This window comes from Streptomyces tyrfis (genome assembly GCF_037034285.1).
Lineage (GTDB): Bacteria > Actinomycetota > Actinomycetes > Streptomycetales > Streptomycetaceae > Streptomyces.
This window is the reverse complement of record NZ_JBAGJZ010000035.1, coordinates 64263-83949: the sequence shown is the minus strand read 5'-3', so window position 1 is coordinate 83949 and position 19687 is coordinate 64263. Positions and strand designations below refer to the sequence as shown.

General features: G+C 73.5%; 14 protein-coding genes. 2 read left to right on the top strand and 12 right to left on the bottom strand.

Translation table 11 applies throughout. From position 1 onward, the window contains the following. Window positions 1-289: 289 nt before the first annotated feature. The gene (locus WA762_RS24735; RefSeq protein ID WP_335938466.1) at window positions 290-1297 is read right to left on the bottom strand and encodes a stage II sporulation protein M; all 1008 of its coding nucleotides are present in this window, start codon (window positions 1295-1297) and stop codon (window positions 290-292) included. A gap of 122 nt (window positions 1298-1419) precedes the next feature. Between WA762_RS24735 and WA762_RS24730 the strand changes: the two genes are divergently transcribed. Further along, entirely contained in the window at window positions 1420-2442 is a 1023-nt protein-coding gene (locus tag WA762_RS24730) for an RDD family protein (protein WP_335938465.1), read from the top strand. Between the two features lie 83 nt (window positions 2443-2525). Here the strand turns inward: WA762_RS24730 and WA762_RS24725 are convergent, their stop codons facing one another. From WA762_RS24725 to WA762_RS24690, 8 genes are all read right to left on the bottom strand, one after another. Continuing rightward, window positions 2526-3155 carry a hypothetical protein gene (locus tag WA762_RS24725; RefSeq protein ID WP_335938464.1) on the bottom strand — a complete coding sequence of 210 codons (630 nt, stop codon included), beginning with the start codon at window positions 3153-3155 and terminating at the stop codon, window positions 2526-2528. 226 nt (window positions 3156-3381) lie between these two features. Beyond that, window positions 3382-4839 carry an adenosylhomocysteinase gene (gene ahcY / locus WA762_RS24720; protein ID WP_335938463.1) on the bottom strand — a complete coding sequence of 486 codons (1458 nt, stop codon included), beginning with the start codon at window positions 4837-4839 and terminating at the stop codon, window positions 3382-3384. A 318-nt stretch (window positions 4840-5157) separates the two neighbouring features. Beyond that, window positions 5158-6222, bottom strand: coding sequence for a cation diffusion facilitator family transporter (locus tag WA762_RS24715; RefSeq protein ID WP_335938462.1), 1065 nt, complete (start codon window positions 6220-6222; stop codon window positions 5158-5160). A 94-nt stretch (window positions 6223-6316) separates the two neighbouring features. After that, entirely contained in the window at window positions 6317-7498 is a 1182-nt protein-coding gene (manA, locus tag WA762_RS24710) for a mannose-6-phosphate isomerase, class I (protein ID WP_335938461.1), read from the bottom strand. A 116-nt stretch (window positions 7499-7614) separates the two neighbouring features. Further along, window positions 7615-8751, bottom strand: a complete 1137-nt coding sequence (locus WA762_RS24705; protein WP_335938460.1) for an SIS domain-containing protein — start codon at window positions 8749-8751, stop codon at window positions 7615-7617. Window positions 8752-8844: 93 nt separating this feature from the next. After that, entirely contained in the window at window positions 8845-9027 is a 183-nt protein-coding gene (locus WA762_RS24700; RefSeq protein ID WP_335938459.1) for a Trm112 family protein, read from the bottom strand. Between the two features lie 193 nt (window positions 9028-9220). Further along, on the bottom strand, window positions 9221-10603 hold the full coding sequence (locus WA762_RS24695; protein WP_335938458.1) for a phosphomannomutase/phosphoglucomutase: 1383 nt from the start codon (window positions 10601-10603) through the stop codon (window positions 9221-9223). 189 nt (window positions 10604-10792) lie between these two features. Beyond that, on the bottom strand, window positions 10793-11170 hold the full coding sequence (locus WA762_RS24690; protein WP_335938457.1) for a DUF3499 domain-containing protein: 378 nt from the start codon (window positions 11168-11170) through the stop codon (window positions 10793-10795). A 322-nt stretch (window positions 11171-11492) separates the two neighbouring features. Between WA762_RS24690 and WA762_RS24685 the strand changes: the two genes are divergently transcribed. After that, window positions 11493-11936, top strand: coding sequence for a metallopeptidase family protein (locus tag WA762_RS24685; protein ID WP_335938480.1), 444 nt, complete (start codon window positions 11493-11495; stop codon window positions 11934-11936). Window positions 11937-12176: 240 nt separating this feature from the next. Here the strand turns inward: WA762_RS24685 and WA762_RS24680 are convergent, their stop codons facing one another. The 3 genes from WA762_RS24680 to WA762_RS24670 form a co-directional block, all read right to left on the bottom strand. Next, a complete protein-coding gene (locus WA762_RS24680) occupies window positions 12177-13760 on the bottom strand; it encodes a DUF5719 family protein (RefSeq protein WP_335938456.1) in 1584 nt (527 codons plus the stop codon). Continuing rightward, window positions 13757-17746, bottom strand: coding sequence for a glycosyltransferase (locus WA762_RS24675; RefSeq protein ID WP_335938455.1), 3990 nt, complete (start codon window positions 17744-17746; stop codon window positions 13757-13759). The genes WA762_RS24680 and WA762_RS24675 overlap by 4 nt, the downstream gene beginning before the upstream one ends. An 897-nt stretch (window positions 17747-18643) precedes the next feature. Further along, window positions 18644-18907 carry a WhiB family transcriptional regulator gene (locus WA762_RS24670; RefSeq protein ID WP_030927001.1) on the bottom strand — a complete coding sequence of 88 codons (264 nt, stop codon included), beginning with the start codon at window positions 18905-18907 and terminating at the stop codon, window positions 18644-18646. Between the last annotated feature and the right edge of the window lie 780 nt (window positions 18908-19687).

The following is a 19687-nucleotide window of genomic DNA, read 5'->3' as shown; positions in this document are numbered from 1 at the left end:
AGGTCCGAATTTCTGAATTCCGGCGGCCGCTGGAGGGCCTTTGCCTTTCGGCGCGATCCGACTTTATCAGAAGCACTCGGCCGTTCCGGACGACTGCTCGGTCTGAATAAGAGAATCAAAGATCCTGCGGAAATTTGGCTTCCCGCAGCGATGCGGCGTCGACACTAACCGCCAGGCCCAGACCTGTCCAGTCCGTGGCAACCGTTAGAATCTACCTCCCTGGTTGGGTCGTGTCAACAACCCTCTGGGGAGATGTGCAGACTAGCAGGTCAGCGGGGCCGTACGCACATCAGACGGCTACCGGCAGCTCGGCGCTGCGCTCCGTCGCGTCGAGGTCTCCGCGTTCTCCCGCGCGGGCCGCTCGGCCGCCCAGGACGTAGACGTAGGCGAGGAAGGCCGTCTCGGCCGCGATCCCGATCGCGATGCGGGCCCAGGTGGGCAGGCCGGACGGGGTGACGAAGCCTTCGATCACGCCCGAGACGAACAGGACCAGGGCGAGGCCGACGGCCATGCCGACCGCGGCTCGGCCGCGCCGGGCCAAGGCCGCGCGGCGGCTGTACGGGCCCGGGTCGATGACCGTCCAGCCGAGTCGGAGCCCCGTGCCCGCCGCGACGAAGACGGCGGTGAGTTCCAGCAGCCCGTGCGGGAGGATCAGCCCCAGGAAGGTGTCGAGGCGGCCGGCCGACGACATCAGCCCGATGCCGACCCCGAGGTTGAGCACGTTGACGAAGAGCACCCAGATCACCGGGATGCCGAGGAACGCGCCCAGAACCAGGCACATGGCCGCGGCCCTGGCGTTGTTCGTCCACACCTGGGCCGCGAAGGACGTGGCGGGATGGCTGGAGTAGTAGGTCTCGTACTCCCCGCCGGGGCTGGTCAGGCGGCGGAGCTCGTCGGGGGCGGCGATGGCGGACTGGACTTCCGGGTGGCCGCCGATCCACCAGCCGATGGCCGCGGCCAGCAGGGTCGACAGGACGGCCGTCGGTATCCACCAGTGCCTGGACCGGTAGACCGCGGCGGGGAAGCCCGCGGTCAGGAAGCGCGTGACGTCGCGCCACGAGGCCCGGCGGGTGCCCGTCACCGTGGACCGGGCGCGGGCCACGAGCTGGGTGAGGCGCGCGACGAGCGCGGCGTCCGGGGCGCTGGACTGGATGAGGGAGAGATGGGTGGCCGTGCGCTGGTAGAGCTCGACGAGTTCGTCGGCTTCCTCGCCGGTGAGCCGGCGTCCGCGACGCAGCAGACGGTCCAGGCGGTCCCACTCGGCTCGGTGGGCGTTGACGAAGACATCGAGGTCCATGGTCGGCTGCTGCTCCAGGCAAGGGGACGTATGAGTGCGTACCGCGGCGGCGCGTCGCGGGCCAGCTTGGCAGACTGAGGGCCCGAGGCGCAGGGCGTACCGGCGAGGGATGGGGCGGGCCGATGAATGAGCTGGTGACCGGGGACGCGGTTGTGCTGGGGCTGCGGCCGGCGAAGCTGCCGAGCCGGGCGCTGGCGTTCGCCATCGATGTGTTCGTGGTGGGCGCGGCGTTCGTGCTGGTGTCGATCGTGCTGGCCGTCTCGGCGGCGACGCTGGACGAGGCGGCGCTCGCGGCGATCTCCGTCGCGTCCTTCCTGTTGGTGCTGGTCGGCGGGCCGATCGCGGTGGAGACGCTGAGCCGCGGCAGGTCGCTGGGGAAGCTGGCGTGCGGGCTGCGGGTGGTGCGGGACGACGGAGGACCGATTCGGTTCCGGCACGCGCTGATGCGCGGGGCCATGGGCTTCGTCGAGCTCCTGCTGACGCTCGGGGTCGTGGCCTGCGTCGCCTCCCTGGTCTCGGAACGGGGGCGGCGTCTGGGCGACGTGTTCGCGGGGACGCTGGTGGTACGGGAACGGGTTCCGGCGGGTCATTCGGCCGCGGTGCCCCCTCCCCCGCCGTGGTTGGTCGGGCGGTTCGCGGGACTGGATCTGTCGGCGGTGCCGGACGGGCTGTGGCTGGCGATACGGCAGTACCTGACGCGGATGCACCAGCTCGACCCGCAGGTCGGCTGGGCGATGGCGGAGCGGCTCGCCGGGGAGCTGGTGGCGCGGACCGGGGTTCCGGTGCCCCCGGGGGTGCCCGCCGGGGCGTATCTGTCGGCGGTGGTGAACGAACGGCAGGCACGGGACGCGCGCCGGGTGGCCGTCGCCGCGCAGGGCGCGGCCGTGTCCGGGGCGGCCGGTCGGTCGGGGCAGCCGGTCGGCAAGGCGGGGCGGCCGATCGCTGCCGGGGATCAGCCGGCCGTTGCAGGGGGGCAGCCGGCGCCTGTGGAAGAGGCGGCGGCTGCGGGGCCGAAGGACGGGACCGCTCCGCCGGTGAGGGCTGGGGCGGTGCCGCCCGCGGCGGGGGCGGGCGCTTCCCAGGCCCCGGGGACGGAAGGGGTCGTCGCGACGCGCGCCGCGACGGGGTTCGCGCCGCCCGCGTAAAACCCTCTCGTGCGCGTCGCTCGCCTCGTGCGCGTCGCTCCCTCGCGTGCGCCGTTCCTTCGTGCGTCGCCCTCCTCGGTCGGTCAGTCCTGACGTGGTGAGGGCCGGGGCGAGGGCGGGGAGTCCAGGTCTTCGAGCTCGATGCCGGGGGCCCCGAGGACCACGTCACCGGCGATGTGAACGGTGTGCCGCTCGCCCGTGTCCAGGGCGCTGACCTGGTATTCGTCCACGATCAGGGGGCCGTTGTCAGTGGCGTGCGCTTCACTGTTCACCAGGGCCCAGGACTGGTCGACGGTACGGGGGGCGAGGACCGGGTCCGTGAACGCGACCAGGCGGACGCGGGCCGCGGGGGAATCGGGGGTGAGACGCAGCAGCCGTGAGGTGGCGACGAGGAAGGCCGGGGACGTGCCGGTGAAGGCGTGGGCGCCCACATTGCCTTCGGTGGCATGAACGCCGGTCGGGTCGGTACGGACCCAGGTGACGCCGTCCAGGGCGGCGCCTCGGACCCGCCAGCTCGCGGCGTGGAGTTCGAGACGGATCGGGCGGCCGAGGTCGTCCAGGGTGAGGTCGACGGAGCCGAGGTGGTCGCCGGAGGGGGCGGTGGTACGGGAGAGGTAGCGCCAGCCGGAGGGGCCGGGGGCGCACTGGAAGTTTTCTTCGCCGAGGAAGGTGTGATCGTGAGGATCATGGAGCGAATACCGACCGCGGGGCATGGGGTCCTTCGGGGTTCCTCGGGCTGAGCGGCCGCGGTACGGCGCGAGGCCCCCGCCACGGGGGTGCGGGGGCCTGCGCTCGTCACTGCCGCTGTGGCTGTTCCGTCCGTCGGCGGCCGGTCGTCACCGGCCGGTGGTCTCGCGAACCGTCATGGTGCGGTTGCCCATGGTGTCGCGAGTCATCGGTGGTGGGACGCGCGGTCGCCGACGGGCCGGATCGGTCGGATCAGTAGCGGTAGTGGTCGGGCTTGTACGGGCCCTCGACCTGGACGCCGATGTAGGCGGCCTGCTCGGGGCGGAGCGTCGTCAGCTTGACGCCGAGCGCGTCGAGGTGGAGACGGGCGACCTTCTCGTCCAGGTGCTTGGGCAGCACGTAGACGTCGGTCGGGTACTCCTCGGGCTTGGTGAACAGCTCGATCTGGGCCAGGGTCTGGTCCGCGAACGAGTTGGACATCACGAACGACGGGTGGCCGGTGGCGTTGCCCAGGTTGAGCAGACGGCCCTCGGACAGCACGATGAGGACCTTGCCGTCGGGGAACGTCCAGGTGTGGACCTGCGGCTTGACCTCGTCCTTGACGACGCCCGGGATCTTCGCGAGGCCGGCCATGTCGATCTCGTTGTCGAAGTGGCCGATGTTCCCGACGATGGCCTGGTGCTTCATCTTGGCCATGTCGGAGGCCATGATGATGTCCTTGTTGCCCGTGGTGGTGACGAAGATGTCGGCCTTGTCGACGACCTCGTCGAGCGTGGTGACCTGGTAGCCGTCCATCGCCGCCTGCAGCGCGCAGATCGGGTCGACCTCGGTGACGATCACGCGGGCGCCCTGGCCGCGCAGCGACTCCGCGCAGCCCTTGCCGACGTCGCCGTAGCCGCAGACGACCGCGGTCTTGCCGCCGATGAGGACGTCCGTGGCGCGGTTGATGCCGTCGACCAGGGAGTGGCGGCAGCCGTACTTGTTGTCGAACTTGGACTTGGTGACGGCGTCGTTGACGTTGATCGCCGGGAAGAGGAGGGTGCCGTCGCGGTGCATCTCGTAGAGCCGGTGCACACCGGTCGTGGTCTCCTCGGTGACGCCGCGGATCTCGGACGCCAGCTGGGTCCACTTCTGCGGGGACTCGCCGAGGGTGCGGGTCAGCAGGGCGAGGATGTAGCCGTACTCCTCGCTGTCCGCGGTCGACGGGTCCGGGACGGCGCCGGCCTTCTCGAACTCGACGCCCTTGTGGACGAGGAGGGTGGCGTCACCACCGTCGTCGAGGATCATGTTCGGGCCGCCGGTGGGGGTGTTCGGCCAGGTCAGGGCCTGCTCCGTGCACCACCAGTACTCCTCCAGCGTCTCGCCCTTCCAGGCGAAGACCGGGACGCCCTGGGGGTTGTCCGGGGTGCCGTTCGGGCCGACGGCGATCGCGGCGGCGGCGTGGTCCTGGGTGGAGAAGATGTTGCAGGAGGCCCAGCGGACCTCGGCGCCGAGGGCGACCAGGGTCTCGATCAGCACGGCGGTCTGCACGGTCATGTGCAGCGAGCCGGTGATGCGGGCGCCGGCCAGCGGCTGGGCGGCGGCGTACTCCTTGCGGATCGACATCAGGCCGGGCATCTCGTGCTCGGCGAGGGTGATCTCCTTGCGGCCGAACGCCGCGAGGGAGAGGTCGGCGACCTTGAAGTCCTGCTGGTTGGCGACCGTCGTCATAACGGGCTGCTCCTCGTGATGGGTGTCGAGGTGGGCGGCTGGCTCTGCGGCTGTGGGCATACGAATGCCCGGGCGCTCGCAGCGCAGTCCGTCGGAGGCCCTCTCTCCCTCGGCCGGTCCACGTGCGTGCGGACCGATCGACCGCCATCAGCAGCGACGTCTGACACTGCCGTCGAATCTACACCGATCGCCCCGGGCTCTCCCAGCCCGCCCGGGGCCGACGGGCGGCCGTCCCCGGGCGAACGTGGCCGGGCGTGGCCGGGCATGGCCGGGATTCGCCGGGGCCGGGCGGGCGGTGACCGGCGGCCCCGGAGCGGATCAGTGCCCGGAGTCCTTCGAGGCACCAGAGGCGCCGGAGGCGCCAGGAGCACCGGGGGCGTCCGGGGTGCCGGGGGCGTCCGGGGCGGCGCCGGGGCCGTGGGCCGGCGCTCCGCCCGGGGCCTTGGCCGGGTTGATGCCGGCCGCGGCGGCCGCCTCGCTGTAGATGTCCGGTTCCAGGTAGATGACGCGGGCGATCGGGACGGCCTCGCGGATCCGGGCCTCGGCGGCGTCGATGGCGCGGGCGACCTCGGTCGCGGTGTCGTCGTGCTGCACCGCGACCTTGGCGGCGACCAGCAGTTCCTCCGGGCCGAGGTGGAGCGTGCGCATGTGGATGACGCGGGTGACCGTGTCGCCGTCGACGGCCGCCGCCCTGATCTTCTCGACCTGGTCGGCTCCGGCGGCCTCGCCCAGCAGCAGAGACTTCGTCTCGGCGGCGAGCACGATCGCGATGCCGATCAGCAGGACGCCGATGCAGAGGGTGCCGATGCCGTCCCAGACGCCGTCGCCGGTCGCGAGGGCCAGACCGACACCGGCCAGGGCGAGCACCAGACCGATCAGCGCGCCGAAGTCCTCCAGCAGCACCACGGGGAGCTCGGGGGCCTTCGCCCGGCGGATGAACTCCCTCCAGGAGAGCGAGCCGCGGGTCTCGTTGGACTCCTTGACGGCCGTGCGGAAGGACAGGCCCTCGGCGACGACCGCGAAGACCAGCACGCCCACCGGCCAGTACCAGGACTCGACGGGGTGCGGGTGCTGGATCTTCTCGTAGCCCTCGTACACCGCGAACATGCCGCCGACGGAGAAGAGCACGATGGAGACGAGGAAGGCGTAGATGTAGCGCTCACGGCCGTAGCCGAAGGGGTGCTGGGGGGTGGCCTCGCGCTGGGCCTTCTTGCCGCCGAGCAGCAGCAGTCCCTGGTTCCCCGAGTCCGCGACCGAGTGGACGCTCTCCGCGAGCATCGACGACGAGCCGCTGAACAGGAACGCGACGAACTTGGCCACGGCGATCGCGAGGTTGGCGCCGAGCGCCGCCACGATCGCCTTGGTTCCGCCTGACGCACTCATGGGTGCCTGTGTCCCTTCTCCGGTTCTTCGGTGCCGCCGCTCCGGTGCCGCGGTACGGCGGGACATTCTCGCAGCCGTGGGCGGGGGCGGTTCGTCAGGCCACCACGGTGGCCCGGAACAGGGTTCCCGCACCGGACGCCTCGGTCCTCTCCCCGGCGGGCACGAAGACCGAGGCGCCGGGCGTGAGACCGAGGTCGCCCGCCCGGGGCGCGCCCTCGGTGCACAGCAGGATCTGCGGGGCGTCCCTGGTCAGGTCGACGGGGTCGGCGCCGGGCGACAGGACGAAGCGGGAGAGCCGGAACTCGTCCACGGGCGTCTCGTACAGCTCCTCGCCGGTCGGGGACGCCTCGGGGCGCAGGATGCCGGGTTCGGCCGCCTCGAAGCGGACGACGCCCAGGAGCTGGGCCACGTCGACGTGCTTGGGCGTGAGTCCGCAGCGCAGCACGTTGTCGGAGTTCGCCATGATCTCCACGCCGAGGCCGTCGAGGTAGGCGTGCGGGACGCCGGCGCCGAGGAACAGGGCCTCGCCGGGCTGGAGTTCCACGTAGTTGAGCAGCATCGCGGCGAGCACGCCGGGGTCGCCGGGGAAGTGGTGGGCGATCCGGGCGTACGGGGCGTGGGCGCCGCCGAGGCGTTCGGCGGCGGCGGCCGCCTGGTGCACGGTCGCGGCGGTCCTCGCCGGGTCGGCGCCGAGGATCGCGGTGAGGACCTCGCGGAGGGCCGCCTCCTCGGGGTGGGCGCCCAGGAGGTCGACGTACGGCTTGAGCGAGTCGACGTCGAGGGCGGCCATCGCGGCGGCGGCCTCGGCGGGCCTGCGGAAGCCGCATAGTCCGGCGAAGGGGGTGAGCGCGCAGATCAGTTCGGGCTTGTGGTTGGCGTCCTTGTAGGTGCGGTGGGGGGCGTCGATCGGGACGCCCCTGCGCTCCTCGTCCTCGTAGCCGCGCCGGGCCTGCGCGAGGTCGGGGTGGACCTGGAGGGAGAGCGGGGCGCCCGCGGCCAGGAGCTTGAGGAGGAACGGCAGGCGGGGGCCGAACTTCTCGACGGTGGCCCGGCCCAGTTCGCGTTCCGGGTCGGCGGCGATGACCTCGGTGAGGGTCCGCTCGGGGCCGGGCTCGCCGGTCGCGGTGGCACGGGTCAGACGGGAGGGGGCGCCGGGGTGGGCGCCCATCCACATCTCGGCCTGCGGTTCGCCGGTGGGAGCGACGCCGAGCAGCTCCGGGATGGCGGTCGTGGAGCCCCAGGCGTACGGGCAGACGGTGTTGGAGAGCCGGTCCATGGTTCGTCCTCGTGAGATGCGTGGATCGGGGTGTCCGGGGCAGTGTGGTGCGCGGTGCGGCTCGCGTGGTGTCGTCGTGGTGGCCGGGCGGTGGCCGGATGCCGTCCGGGGGGTGGTCAGGCTCGGGCGGACGACGCCAGCGCCAGGTAGACGGCGGCGAAGTCGGTGACCGCGAGGAGTTCGGCGAGGGCTTCGAGCCCGGTGCCCTCCTCCGGTTCGAGTTCGCTGATCGCCGTGTCGTGGCCCAGGGCCAGTTCGCGGGCGGCGGGGGCGGCGCTGAGGCCGTCGGCGGGCCGGTCGCGGAGCAGGACGACGCGGGTGTGCAGGGGCTCCGGCTCCTCGACCCGGTCGCGGAAGAAGTCGTCGGGGTCGGCCCCGGCGGCGAAGGCCCCGGCCAGCAGCGCGCCGTGGGCGGGGAGGGCCTCGGGGAGTTCGGCGGCCAGGGCGGGGCGGCCGGACAGTTCGGCGAGGACCGCGGCGAACCGGCGGCCGACCGGGCCCGCCGTCTCGCCCTCGGTCCAGACGAGCGGGAGGCTGCCGGCCAGTTCGGCGGCGAGGGTCTTCGCCGGGTTGCCGTAGGTGGCGATGGCCGGACCGCAGCGTTCCGCGGTGCGGTCGAGGCGGTCGGCGACGCCCTGCAGGTCCTCCGGGGGCGCGGTGACCAGGCCGACCCGGTCGAGCAGCGCGAGCAGCGGGGTGAACAGGGCCCAGAGGGTGCCGGGCCCGGCCGCCGACGTCTCCGCGTCGTACTCGCCGTACGGGGCGGTGGCCATCGGTACGACGAGGCCGTGCGCGCGGTCGACCGCCGCGCCCAGCGGCGACTGCCGGGGGGCGACGGCGACGACGCTGCACCCGCGCCGGTACGCCTGCTCGACGAGGAGCGAGAGGCCCGGCTCGGTACCGTCGGCGGTGACGACCAGCAGCAGGTCGACGGAGCCGGCCCAGCCGGGCAGCGTCCAGCGCAGGGCGCCCGCGGCGGCGGCGACCCCGGTGGGGTGGACGCGGGTGACGGGCGCGGAGGCGCCCGCCAGGGCGGCGATCAGGTCGGAGACGCCCGCGGCGGCGGTGCCGGCGCCCGCGACGAGCACGGAGCGGGGGCGGCCCTCCGGGTTCAGTCCGGCGATCCCGGCCTCGGCCGCGTGCCGGGCGGCGGTGCGGACCCGGGCCCCGGCCTCGGCGGCGCCGCGGAGCAGGCCGCGGCGGTCGGCCCGGGCCAGGGCGTCCGGGGCGTCGAGCAGCGACTCGTCGAGCATGGGGACGGTCCTCCGATCACCTGCTGATCAGCGTGTCACCGTGCGGTCTCGGGCACGGATGCCGTTACGCGGCCTCGGGCACGGGCGCCCGGGTCACTCGGGGCGGCGGGCCTCGTCGACGAGGAGGACGGGGATGCCGTCCCGCACCGGGTAGGCCAGGCCGCAGCTCTCACCGGTGCACACCAGCTCGGGCGTGTCGGCGGCCGTCCGGTCGTCGAGCGGGGAGTGACAGGCCGGGCAGGCGAGGATCTCCAGAAGGCCGGCTTCGAGCGGCATGGGCGGGGTCCCTTCAGGCATCTTCGGGCGTCGGGCGTCTTCGGGCATTCGGACAGACGGTCCGCCCGCACGCGGGTCAGGCGACGTCAGCCTACCGCCGGGGTGCGCGGCACGCGGTCCGGGCCACGAGGGGCTTCCCGCCCGGGGCCGCGCGCCGTACGGCCCGTCGGGCGGCGCGCCGTACGGCGGTGTCTCAGGCGCCGGCGGGGGCGGCGTCCCGGACGATGGCCAGCACCTCGTCCCGCACCTGGGCCATGGTCCGCTCGTCACGCGCCTCGACGTTCAGGCGCAGCAGCGGTTCGGTGTTGGAGGCGCGCAGGTTGAACCACCAGTCCGGGCCGGTGACCGTCAGGCCGTCCAGCTCGTCGGTGGTGACCCCGTCCCGGTGCGCGAAGGACGCGCGTACCGCGGCGGTGCGGCCCGGCTGGTCGGCCACCGTGGAGTTGATCTCGCCGGAGCCGGTGTAGCGGTCGTACTGGGCGACCAGTTCCGACAGCGGCCCCGGCCGGCTTCCCAGCGCGGCCAGGACGTGCAGCGCGGCGAGCATGCCGGTGTCGGCGTTCCAGAAGTCGCGGAAGTAGTAGTGCGCGGAGTGCTCGCCGCCGAAGATCGCGCCGTGCGCGGCCATCTCCGCCTTGATGAAGGAGTGGCCGACGCGGGTGCGGACGGGGGTCCCGCCGTGTTCGCGGATCACCTCGGGGACGGAGAGGGAGGTGATCAGGTTGTGGATGACGGCGCCCTCGCCGCCGTTGCGGTCGAGCTCCCGGGCCGCGACCAGGGCGGTGATGGCGGACGGGGAGACGCCGGCGCCGCGCTCGTCGACGACGAAGCAGCGGTCGGCGTCGCCGTCGAAGGCGAGGCCCAGGTCGGCGCCCTCGGCCACGACGCGGGCCTGGAGATCGACGAGGTTCTTCGGGTCGAGCGGGTTGGCCTCGTGGTTGGGGAACGTGCCGTCGAGCTCGAAGTACATCGGCACGAGGTCGACGGGAAGGCGTCCGAAGACGGTGGGGACGGTGTGGCCGCCCATGCCGTTGCCCGCGTCGACGACGACCTTCAGCGGGCGCATCGAAGCGAGGTCGACCAGGGACAGCAGATGGTCTGCGTAGTCGGTGAGCGTCTCGCGTTCGGTGACGGCGCCGGGGGCGGCGACCGGCTCCGGCGCGCCGGTCTCGGACCAGCGCTCGGCCAGGGCGCGGATCTCGGCGAGGCCGGTGTCCTGGCCCACGGGCGCGGCGCCGGCCCGGCAGAGCTTGATGCCGTTGTACCGGGCCGGGTTGTGCGAGGCGGTGAACATCGCACCGGGCAGGCCGAGGCTGCCGGAGGCGAAGTAGAGCTGGTCGGTCGAGCAGAGGCCGATCAGCGTGACGTCCGCGCCGCGTGCGGTCGCGCCCCGGGCGAAGGCCGCGGAGAGGCCGGGCGACGAGGGCCGCATGTCGTGGCCGATCACGATCGCCTCCGCGCCGGTGACCTCGACGAACGCCGCCCCGAAGTGTTCGGCCAGCGATGCGTCCCACTGGTCGGGCACCACTCCGCGCACGTCGTACGCCTTCACGATCTGCGACAGATCAGCAGCCACGGGCCGGTCCTCCTGAATTCTCCGCGGACCGCCCAAACTACCCGGCGGGTGGTCCCGGCGGACGCGGGGCCCGGGGCCGTCCGCCCTCCGGCGGTGACTCCGTACGGCGCAAGCGGTGTCCCCGTTTGGCGGGAAAAGGGGGTGTCGTGGGGCCGGGGAGGGCCGGGGCCGCGTGGTGCTGAGGCCGGGTCAGGAGTCCGGTGAGCGGAGGACCCTCAGATGGCCGCGGCGGGCAACCTCCATCGGATCGGCGGTCTGCGGGCCGCCGTTCCTGCCGTCGCCGCCGCGCTCCTGCGGCCGTGCCGCTTCGCGCACGGCGTTGGCGAGCGCTTCGAGGTCGTCACCGCTGGGGCGGGTGGGTGCGGAGGGATCGGAGAGCCGGACGACCTCCCAGCCCCGGGGGGCGGTCAGCCGCTCACTGTGCTCGGCGCAGAGGTCGTAGCAGTGGGGCTCGGCGTAGGTGGCGAGCGGGCCGAGGACCGCAGTCGAGTCGGCATAGACGTACGTCAGTGTCGCGACGGCAGGGCGGCCGCACGCGGTGCGCGAACAGCGACGTACAGGGCTCACGATGTTGGACGGTACCGCACTCTTGAGCGGGCTGCGACGACTCTCCCCCAGGTCACCCCACCGTGTCGCCCTGTGATCTCCGGCACAACCACCTTTCGGACAACCTCCTGACCTGCGAGGAAACAGAGACGCGCAGGTCACGGGGGCAAAGATTCCGGTCGACACTCGGCACAAAAGCTGTCATTCAGCAGGAGAACACTGGTCGGGAGCCGGGCTTGAAACGGCCTGCTGTTTGGCCGGATTGTTCATGATTGGACAGGCCGACGCTCCGTCAGACAGCGGCGGTCCACCCGCGCCCCCGGGGGATACGCTGCGTCGGGTGATGGAGAGTCCTGTGCCGCCCCACCCGCCCGAGCCCCGCCCGCGCCGGCGGGACCGTCATGGCCGCGGCATGCGCGGGCCGGTGGCCCCGCCGCAGGTGCCGCTGTCGGTGAGCAGGGCGGAGAGCTTCCGCGATCTGGTGGGTGACTCCGTGGAGCGGCTGGAGCGGCGCTGGCCGCAACTGGCCGATGTCGACTTCATGGTGCTGGACGTGCCCGTGGCCGACGCGCCGGAGACGCGGGAGGAGACCGTTCCGCTGGGGCGCGCGGTCTCCGCGGAGAAGAACCGGCCCGCCCAGATCGTCATCTACCGGCGGCCCGTCGAGATCCGGGCCAAGAACCGTGACGAGCGCGCCCTGTTGGTGCACGAGGTCGTGGTGGAACAGGTCGCGGACCTGCTGGGGCTCGCGCCGGAGTCGGTGGATCCGCGGTACGGCCAGGAGTAGCGCGTACGGTCCCGCCGAGCTCCGGCGCCGCCCTGCCTCGCTATGCCTCGCCTCGCCTTGCCTTGCTCTGCCTTGACCTGCCGTGCTCTGCCTTGCCTTGACCTGCCCTGAACCGACCTGCCCCGGTGAGCGTTTCGGACCGTTCCGGATCGCCCCTCGGCCGGCCCGGGACCCGGGCCGGCCGCCTCAGACGTCCGAGACGCCCCGGCCGCCCCGGTCGCCTCGGTCGCCCCGGCCGTCTCAGTCGTCCATGACGGACAGGTCCTGGACCGCCCTGGGCACCGCCACCGTTCCGCCGTCATCCGACAGCGTCTGCACGGTGAACATCTGGACGCCGTCCTGCGGGAGGCTGAGCGTGCGGGCGGCGTGGACGGGCCCGCCCGACTCCGTACGGACCGTCAGCGCGTAGCCGCCCTTGAGCCCCGAGGGCACGGGCGGGGTCACCGCGAGCGTGGTGCCGCCCTTGACCGTGTACGTCTTGACGACCTGTTCGCCGCCCTCGCTGCCCGCGGAGGCGATGACCTGCACGGTGGCGGTGGCGGTGGGCGCGGTGAGCGAGAGGGTCGAGCCCTTGGCCCGGTTGTCGGCCACGGTCGCCTGCGCCCCCACCGGCGCGGTCGCCGGGATGTAGCCGACCTCCTGGCCGTCGCCCTTGCCGCGGACCACGCGCAGTGCGGCCACCACGGGGGCGCCCTTGCCGCCCTTCGCCGGGGTCAGCAGCAGCGAACCGGCCTCGCCCTTGGTGATGTCCTTCAGGTCGACGCTCGCGGTCATCCTCGACTTGACATGCAGGTCCTCGTGTCCGACCGGTGCGAACGTGCCGGTCGGGCCGAGCAGCCGGACCTTCAGATCGGCGTCGCCGTCGCCGGGTGCGAAGGCGACCAGCCGGACCGAGGTGGCGTCCGCCGGGATGCCCGGGAGCACCAGGGTGCCGGCCGGGGAGACGGAGGCGGCCAGCCAGTCGCTGCCGGTGCTCTCGTCGGCGGTCCGGACGGCGGCGCCGACGCGTCCGGCGCGGGTGGTGACGTGGACGGTCACGTCCTCGACCGCCTCGCTGGTCAGCGTCGAGATCAGGACCCGGACGCCCGAGCGGGCGGGCACCGTGACGCCCTCGCCTCCGTCCGACTTGAGGACGCCGTCCGGGCCGTACAGCTCGATGTCGGCGACGACCGCGCCGTCGTCGGGGTTGGTGAGGTGGACGTAGTCCTCGCGGGACTTCGAGGTGCTCGCGGCCGGGAACCAGAAGTCGGTGCCGGGCGCGGAGCAGCTGACGCCGAGCAGGCCGCGGGCGCCCGCCTCGACCAGGGTGGTCTGCTGGGCGGCCCAGCCGGGCGCGAGTCGTCCGGTGGCGGTGCCGACCAGCGCGGGGGCGTCGGCCCCGGAGACCTCGGCGGTGGCCGGTTTGCCGGGTTCCCGCAGGGAGACGACGGGCTTCGAGGGGTCCGCCTTCTTCGCGTTCTTGTCGTTCTTCTTGTCGTCCTTGCCGTCCTTCTTGTCGTCCTTCTTGCTGTTCTCGTCCTTCCCGTCCGCGGTACCGGCGCCGGTGTCGTCGGCGGCCTTGCCCGTGGACGGCATCAGCTCGGCGGTGCCGGCCTCGCCGCCTCCACCGCCGTCCGCCGCCGGGGTGAAGGACGTGTACGTCGTCTCCGCCAGGTCCGAGCGGCCGGGCGACGGGCAGAGCAGGCTGGACCGTTCGACCGGCTGCCGGGGGGCCGCCTTCGGCTCGGCCGGGCCCGGGTCACCGGGCGCGGTGAGCGCGGCGAACCCGGTGACGGCGGCGAGGGCTACGGTGCCCGCGATCAGGGACAGGCTGCTGGACTTCACTCGGACTCGCCTCGCGATGCGTTACCGGCCGGCCACGGGTTCTGGCCCGGGACGGGGTTCTCGTCGGGATTCCGCGGCTCGTACCCGCCCTGCCCGCCGTAGCCGGCCTGGGGGTCGTACGCGGCCGCCTGCGCGTCGTACTGCGCGGCCTGCGGGTCGTACTGCTGGTGCTGCTGGGGCTGCTGCCCGTCCTGGTGCTGCTGGGGCTGCTGGGCGTAGCCGTACGGGTCGTAGGCGTTCGGGGCGTAGGAATTCGGGTCGTAGGCGGTCTGGCCGTAGGTGTTCGGGTCGTAGGCGTTCGGGTCGTAGGCGTTCTGCGGGTACGCGTCGGCGGGGTGCTGGTGCTCCTGCCGCGTGCCGTATCCGGCGTCCTGGTACGGGGCGTCCGGATACGGCTGGTGGCCCGCGTCCTGGTACTGCTGCGCGTCCCAGGCGCCGTACTGCTGCTGCGGCACCGCGTACGGGGCGCCGTCGGCGCCCGGCGCGAAGGCGTCCTGGCCCTCCGCGTGGGGCGCGAACGCGTCCTGGCCGTCCGGCTGCTGCGGGGCGAAGCCCTCCGGGCCTTCCGGGTGCGGGTCGAACGCGTCCTGGCCGTCGGACCGTTGGGGATCGTGCCCGGGCGCGGCCCCCGGCTCGGCGCTCTGCCGGGCCGGGATGTGCTCCCCGCTCGCGTCCGCGCCCTCCTCGGCCTCGTCCCGGGCCGCCGCGGCCTCCGCCTGGGCGGCGGCGCGGAGCCTGCGGGCCCGGCGGCCCTCGCCCTCGACGGGCTCCGCGGCGGCGGTCATGCCCTCCTCGGGCAGGTCGTCGTCGATCTCCCGGCGGCGGCCCGGCAGGGCCATGATCACCAGCACCACGGCCAGCGCGGCCTGGGTCCAGATCCAGGCGGTGTGGGCGAACGGGGTGTCGTAGGTCAGGTCCAGCGTGCCGCCCTCGGCGGGGAGCTCGAAGCCCTGGGCCCAGCCGTCGACGGTCTTCGGGGTCAGGGCGCGTCCGTCCAGCGTGGCGCGCCAGTTGGGGTCGGCGGCTTCGGCGATCCGCAGCACCCGGCCGGAGCCGCCCGCCGGGATCTTCGTGTGCGCCTCGACCGGGCGGGAGCCCACCGGCAGCGGCTCGGCGCCCGCGCCGGGCGGGACGATCATGATGCGCGCGACCTGCCGGTCGACCCGCCAGAGCGCGCTGCCGTCCAGCTGGCTCAGCCGGCTGAGGCCCGGAGTCGCGTCGAGGGTCCGGCTCATCTCCTTGGGCGCGCCGTCGCGCACCAGGACGTAACGGATCGCGAACCCGCTGAGCTGGCTGCCCTGGTCGGCGCCGGAGCCCGCGACGAGATTGGCGACGACCTTGTCGAGGTGGCTGTTGCCGCCGCCCGCCTCGGTCAGTTCGGCGTCGCCGAGCCGCGCGCCGGAGCCGCGTACCAGGGTGTACGAGACGGTGGCGGGCGAGGCGCCGCCGAGGACGAGGGTGCGCGGCTGGTCGCGGGTGGTGCTCTCCTCCGCGACGAACGCGGGCACCTGCACCGGGTCGCGGCGCTCCAGCGGGCCGGTGGCGCCGCCGATCATCCAGCCGATGGCGGCCAGCGCCGGGCCCAGGCCCGCGGCGAGCGCGATCAGCACGGCGACGGGCTGGCGCCAGCCGAAGCTGAGTTCGGCGACGCGCACCCGGGCCCCGTCCGCGCCGACCAGCGCGGCGGCGAGCAGCGCGATGCCGTAGACGAGGGTGGCCGGGCCGGCCCAGCCGGAGCCGTTGGCGAGCGCGGCGAAGAACAGCGCCACGAGCGCCGTGGTCCACGCGGCGCGCACCGCGAACTGCCGGTCCGCGCGCAGCAGCGCGGCCAGCGCGGCGCACACGATGCCGAGCAGCAGCACCCCGCCCGCCGCCTTGGGGCCGCCGGGGCTGACGCCGAGCAGGTCGAGCGCGGAGGCCGTGCCCGTGCCGAGGTCCAGGCCCGCCTCCTTCAGGAAGCCGGACGGGCTGGTGAGGAGCGAGAGCGACCACGGCGCGAGGACCAGCAGCGGTGTGCCGATCGCGGCGAGGAAGCGCAGGCCGTACGCGGCGATGTCGCGGCGGCGCAGCGCGAGCACCCCGAGGCCGAGGACCACGGCCATCGGCCACACGATGGGGGTGAACGCCATCGTGACGGTGAGGAGCAGGGTGTACGTCCAGGTGGCGCGCCAGCTGCCGCGGGCGTCGCCGTCCGCGCGCATGCCGTGCGCGGAGACCGCGGCGCGGGCGATCAGCGGCAGCAGGATCGCGAGCACGGCGGTGCCGAGGCGGCCGGTCGCGAGGGCGCCGGTCGCGGCGGGCAGGAACGCGTACGCGACGCTGGCCCAGGCCCGCAGCAGCCGTGATTCGAGCAGCGGGCGGGAGGCGAAGTACGCGGTGAGCCCGGCGAGCGGCACCGAGCAGACCAGCAGCAGGGTGAGCGCGAAGCCGGTCGAGCCGAGGAACAGCGCGGACAGGACGGAGAGCACGGCGAGGTAGGGCGGCGCGGTCTGGGTGCCGCCGGTGCCGATGGTGTGCCAGCCGTCCGCGTAACGCCCCCACAGGTCGGAGACGTCGGCGGGGGCGGGCAGCAGGGCCCCGCCCGCGAGCGCGCCGCCGCCGAGCAGGCCGCGGCAGGCGACGAGCGAGACGAGGAGGAGGACGGCGAAGAGCACCGGGCCGGGCTTGCGCCCGATCCGCTTCAGCCGCGCGAACTGCTCGATCTCCAGGAAGTCGGCGTCGTCGCCGCCGGGGCCGGATTCCACGGCGCCGTGCCGGGAGCCGCCCGTGTCGGCGTCGGACCGGTTGCCGAAGTTCCCGGCGACCTGTTCGGCGGTGGCCCGGATGGTGGCGCCGGGCGGCGGGAAGAGGCTGCGCAGTTCGGCCTGGTCGACGACGCCTCCGCCGCGCGCGCGGCGGGCGGCGAGGATCCGTCCGGGGCGCAGCAGGGTGCCGAAGAGTCCGGCGATCTCGTCGAGCGCCTGGCCGGGCGCCTTGCCGACGAGGTAGGCGACGGCACGCAGCAGGGAGCCGACGACGAGCCGCAGCAGCACCCAGGGCAGCGCCTTGGCGCGGGCGTTGGCGAGCATCGTGTAGACGGCGCCGGCCTTGTCGACGCGGTGCGGGGAGGCCCCGCGCGACGAGCGTCCCACGCAGTCGACGGGGCGTCGCTCGCGGGCGGACGCCTCGGCGTGCCGGAGGACGGCGTCGGGGGCGACCAGCACCCGGTGTCCGGCGACGTGCGCCCGCCAGCACAGGTCGACGTCGTCGCGCATCAGCGGGAGCGCGCGGTCGAACCCGCCGAGCTCCTCCCAGATGTCACGGCGGATCAGCATCCCGGCGGTGGAGACGGAGAGCACGGTACGGACCTGGTCGTGCTGGCCCTGGTCCTGTTCGCGCCGGTCGAGCCCGGTCCAGCGGCGGCCGCTGTTGGCGATGGAGACGCCGACCTCCAGCAGCTGCTTGCGGTCGTACCAGCCGCGGAGCTTGGGGCCGGCGATCGCGGCGTGCGGGTCGTTGTCGACGACCCGCAGCAGCTCGGTGAGCGCGTCGGGCGCGGGCGCGCAGTCGTCGTGGAGCAGCCAGAGCCACTGCACGGGTTCGCCGTGCGGCAGTTCGGGGAGCTCGTGGACGTCGTCGCGCCAGGTCTTGGTGACGGGGTCCCAGTTGCCGGGCCGCTTCAGGTACGGCAGGTCGTCGGGGGTGAGCACGCCGGCCGTGCGGACCGCCTCCTCGACGGCGGAGCCGAAGCTCGTGCGCCGCGCGAGATGCAGGACGCGATCGGCGCCGAGCGCCTCGGTGACCAGCCGCGCGGAGTCGTCGGCGCTGCCGGTGTCGGCGGCGACGGCGTTCTGTACGGGGCGTTCCTGCCCGAGCAGTCCGGCGAGCGCGTCGGGCAGCCAGCGCGCGCCGTCGTGGGAGACGAGCACGGCGGTGACGACATGCCGGGGGAACTCGGGGGCGACGGCAGCCGCGTACGGCGCCGTCGTTTGACTGTGCACGGACATCGAGGTACGGGCCCTCCGGCCGGGTCCGGGGGGCGTGACCCCCGGGGGCTGCATCGGTGTACGCGCGCGCTCCGTCGGGGCGTTGGCGCGTCTCGGACGGGCCCCCACACTAACGGTACGGAAAACCCCGGCGGCGCGGAGCGCTGGAACGGGAGCCTCGACGGGCGGCCCCGGACGGCGCGGGAGGGTGCGGTGCGGCGCGATGCGGCACGGCACGACGCCGGACACGGCGGCGGGGCGCCGGCGCGATGCGGCACGGCGGGGCGCCGGCGGGACGACGCGGGGACGGCGACCGTACGGGCGCGGGACGGCCACGGCGTACGGAGGCGAGACCGCGTCGGCCTACGGGGAGCGGGACGGCGACGGCCCGTCGTCCGCCGACGGCGGCGGACGACGGGCCGGGGATGCGGCGGCGGGCCGGGGGCCTCGCGGGTCCTACGGCTCAGGGCCTCACCGGTCCTGCGGCGCAGGGCCTCACGATTCTCCCGACTTCTCGCGGTTCACGGCTCTCGCGGCTCGCGGCTTCGCGGGGGCCCGTGCCGCGCGGCTCACGGCCCCGCGCCGCGCGGCCGACGACCTCGCGCCTTTCGCGGCCTCTCGCGATGCGTGGCCGTCGGCGGCCGGCCGGGACGACGTGCGGGCCTTGCGGTGCGCGGGCTGCGGGTCTCGCGGCGCGCGGGCCGCGGGTCTGACGGCGCGTGGGCCGCGGGCCTTGCGGCGCGCGGGCCGCGGGTCTGACGGCGCGTGACCGGCGATGAAGCGCCGGTCGTGCGCGGCGTGCGACCGGCGCGCGGTCGGGACGGCGCTCGGTTCCGCGCGGTTCGCGGTGCGCGGTGGGGTGCCGGCGGCGGCCGGAAGCCGTCGCTCCGCACCCCTCGGCCGATGGCCGACGCGCCGTCAGACGGCGGCCTTCTTCAGGCGACGCCGCTCGCGCTCCGAGAGACCGCCCCAGATGCCGAAGCGCTCGTCGTTGGAGAGTGCGTACTCAAGGCATTCGGACCGCACTTCACAGGCGAGACAGACCTTCTTGGCCTCGCGGGTGGATCCGCCCTTCTCGGGAAAGAAGGACTCGGGATCGGTCTGGGCGCACAGTGCGCGCTCCTGCCAGCCGAGTTCCTCGTCCGCGTCCTCGACCAGCAGTTGCTGGAACAGCTCGGTCATGTGCGCCCCTCGTCTGTCTCTTGCGTCCCCGTGATGCAGCCGTTGCTGATTACGGCCGAACGACACGAGTGAAATTACAAGTGTGTATCTCCAGGCCAGTCAAGCGAGGATCTGCTATTGGCCCCGGTATTCACTCTGCGGAACCAAGGGTATGCGGAAAGTGTTCAAATCACCAAAAATCTGACATAGATCGTTGATCACCTCACACCCGCTCATCAAGAGAGACGAGCGGGGCGACCTCCACGTTTCGGCCCGACCGTCGAAGCGATCAAGATCACAAGTGGGTCACGAGATCCCAACGAGGTTTACCGGCGTGATTTCTGGTGCGACTGATGCGGCACTTCTCCGCCATGATGGCTGAATAAACCTTTCTGCACCCCGGGTAACTCGGATGGAGTGAAACATCACCTACCAAATCCGCTCAAAATAGACATCAAGTTGACAGCGGCGGATCGAACCGGTCTCCTTGACCTCATGCCAGCGACCGCAGCGACGTACGCCACCCACGTCTGTGGGCTCCGCACGGCTGTCCAGGCCCGCTGCCGCTGTTCCAGCTGTCACAGCTGTTGATGCCGTAGGGCTCCGGCTCCGAATCCCGCTCCTCTTCTCCGCGGGGCTCCGCCGCAGAACGTCTTCCCAGAACGCCTCCGCAGAGCGCCTCTCCGGGACTCTCTTCCCCGTCCCGGCCGTCTCCCGGCTCTCTCTCCCCGGCCCTGGTACAGCCTTCTCCGGTCCCTCTCCGCGCCGCCCGCACTGCACTCCCTGCCGAGGAACCACCGC

Coding starts and splice junctions, on each gene's coding strand:
- WA762_RS24735 (WP_335938466.1), bottom strand. CDS start 1,297: ATGGACCTCGATGTCTTCGTCAACGCCCACCGAGCCGAGTGGGACCGC.
- WA762_RS24730 (WP_335938465.1), top strand. CDS start 1,420: ATGAATGAGCTGGTGACCGGGGACGCGGTTGTGCTGGGGCTGCGGCCG.
- WA762_RS24725 (WP_335938464.1), bottom strand. CDS start 3,155: ATGCCCCGCGGTCGGTATTCGCTCCATGATCCTCACGATCACACCTTC.
- ahcY (WP_335938463.1), bottom strand. CDS start 4,839: ATGACGACGGTCGCCAACCAGCAGGACTTCAAGGTCGCCGACCTCTCC.
- WA762_RS24715 (WP_335938462.1), bottom strand. CDS start 6,222: ATGAGTGCGTCAGGCGGAACCAAGGCGATCGTGGCGGCGCTCGGCGCC.
- manA (WP_335938461.1), bottom strand. CDS start 7,498: ATGGACCGGCTCTCCAACACCGTCTGCCCGTACGCCTGGGGCTCCACG.
- WA762_RS24705 (WP_335938460.1), bottom strand. CDS start 8,751: ATGCTCGACGAGTCGCTGCTCGACGCCCCGGACGCCCTGGCCCGGGCC.
- WA762_RS24700 (WP_335938459.1), bottom strand. CDS start 9,027: ATGCCGCTCGAAGCCGGCCTTCTGGAGATCCTCGCCTGCCCGGCCTGT.
- WA762_RS24685 (WP_335938480.1), top strand. CDS start 11,493: ATGGAGAGTCCTGTGCCGCCCCACCCGCCCGAGCCCCGCCCGCGCCGG.
- WA762_RS24675 (WP_335938455.1), bottom strand. CDS start 17,746: ATGTCCGTGCACAGTCAAACGACGGCGCCGTACGCGGCTGCCGTCGCC.
- WA762_RS24670 (WP_030927001.1), bottom strand. CDS start 18,907: ATGACCGAGCTGTTCCAGCAACTGCTGGTCGAGGACGCGGACGAGGAA.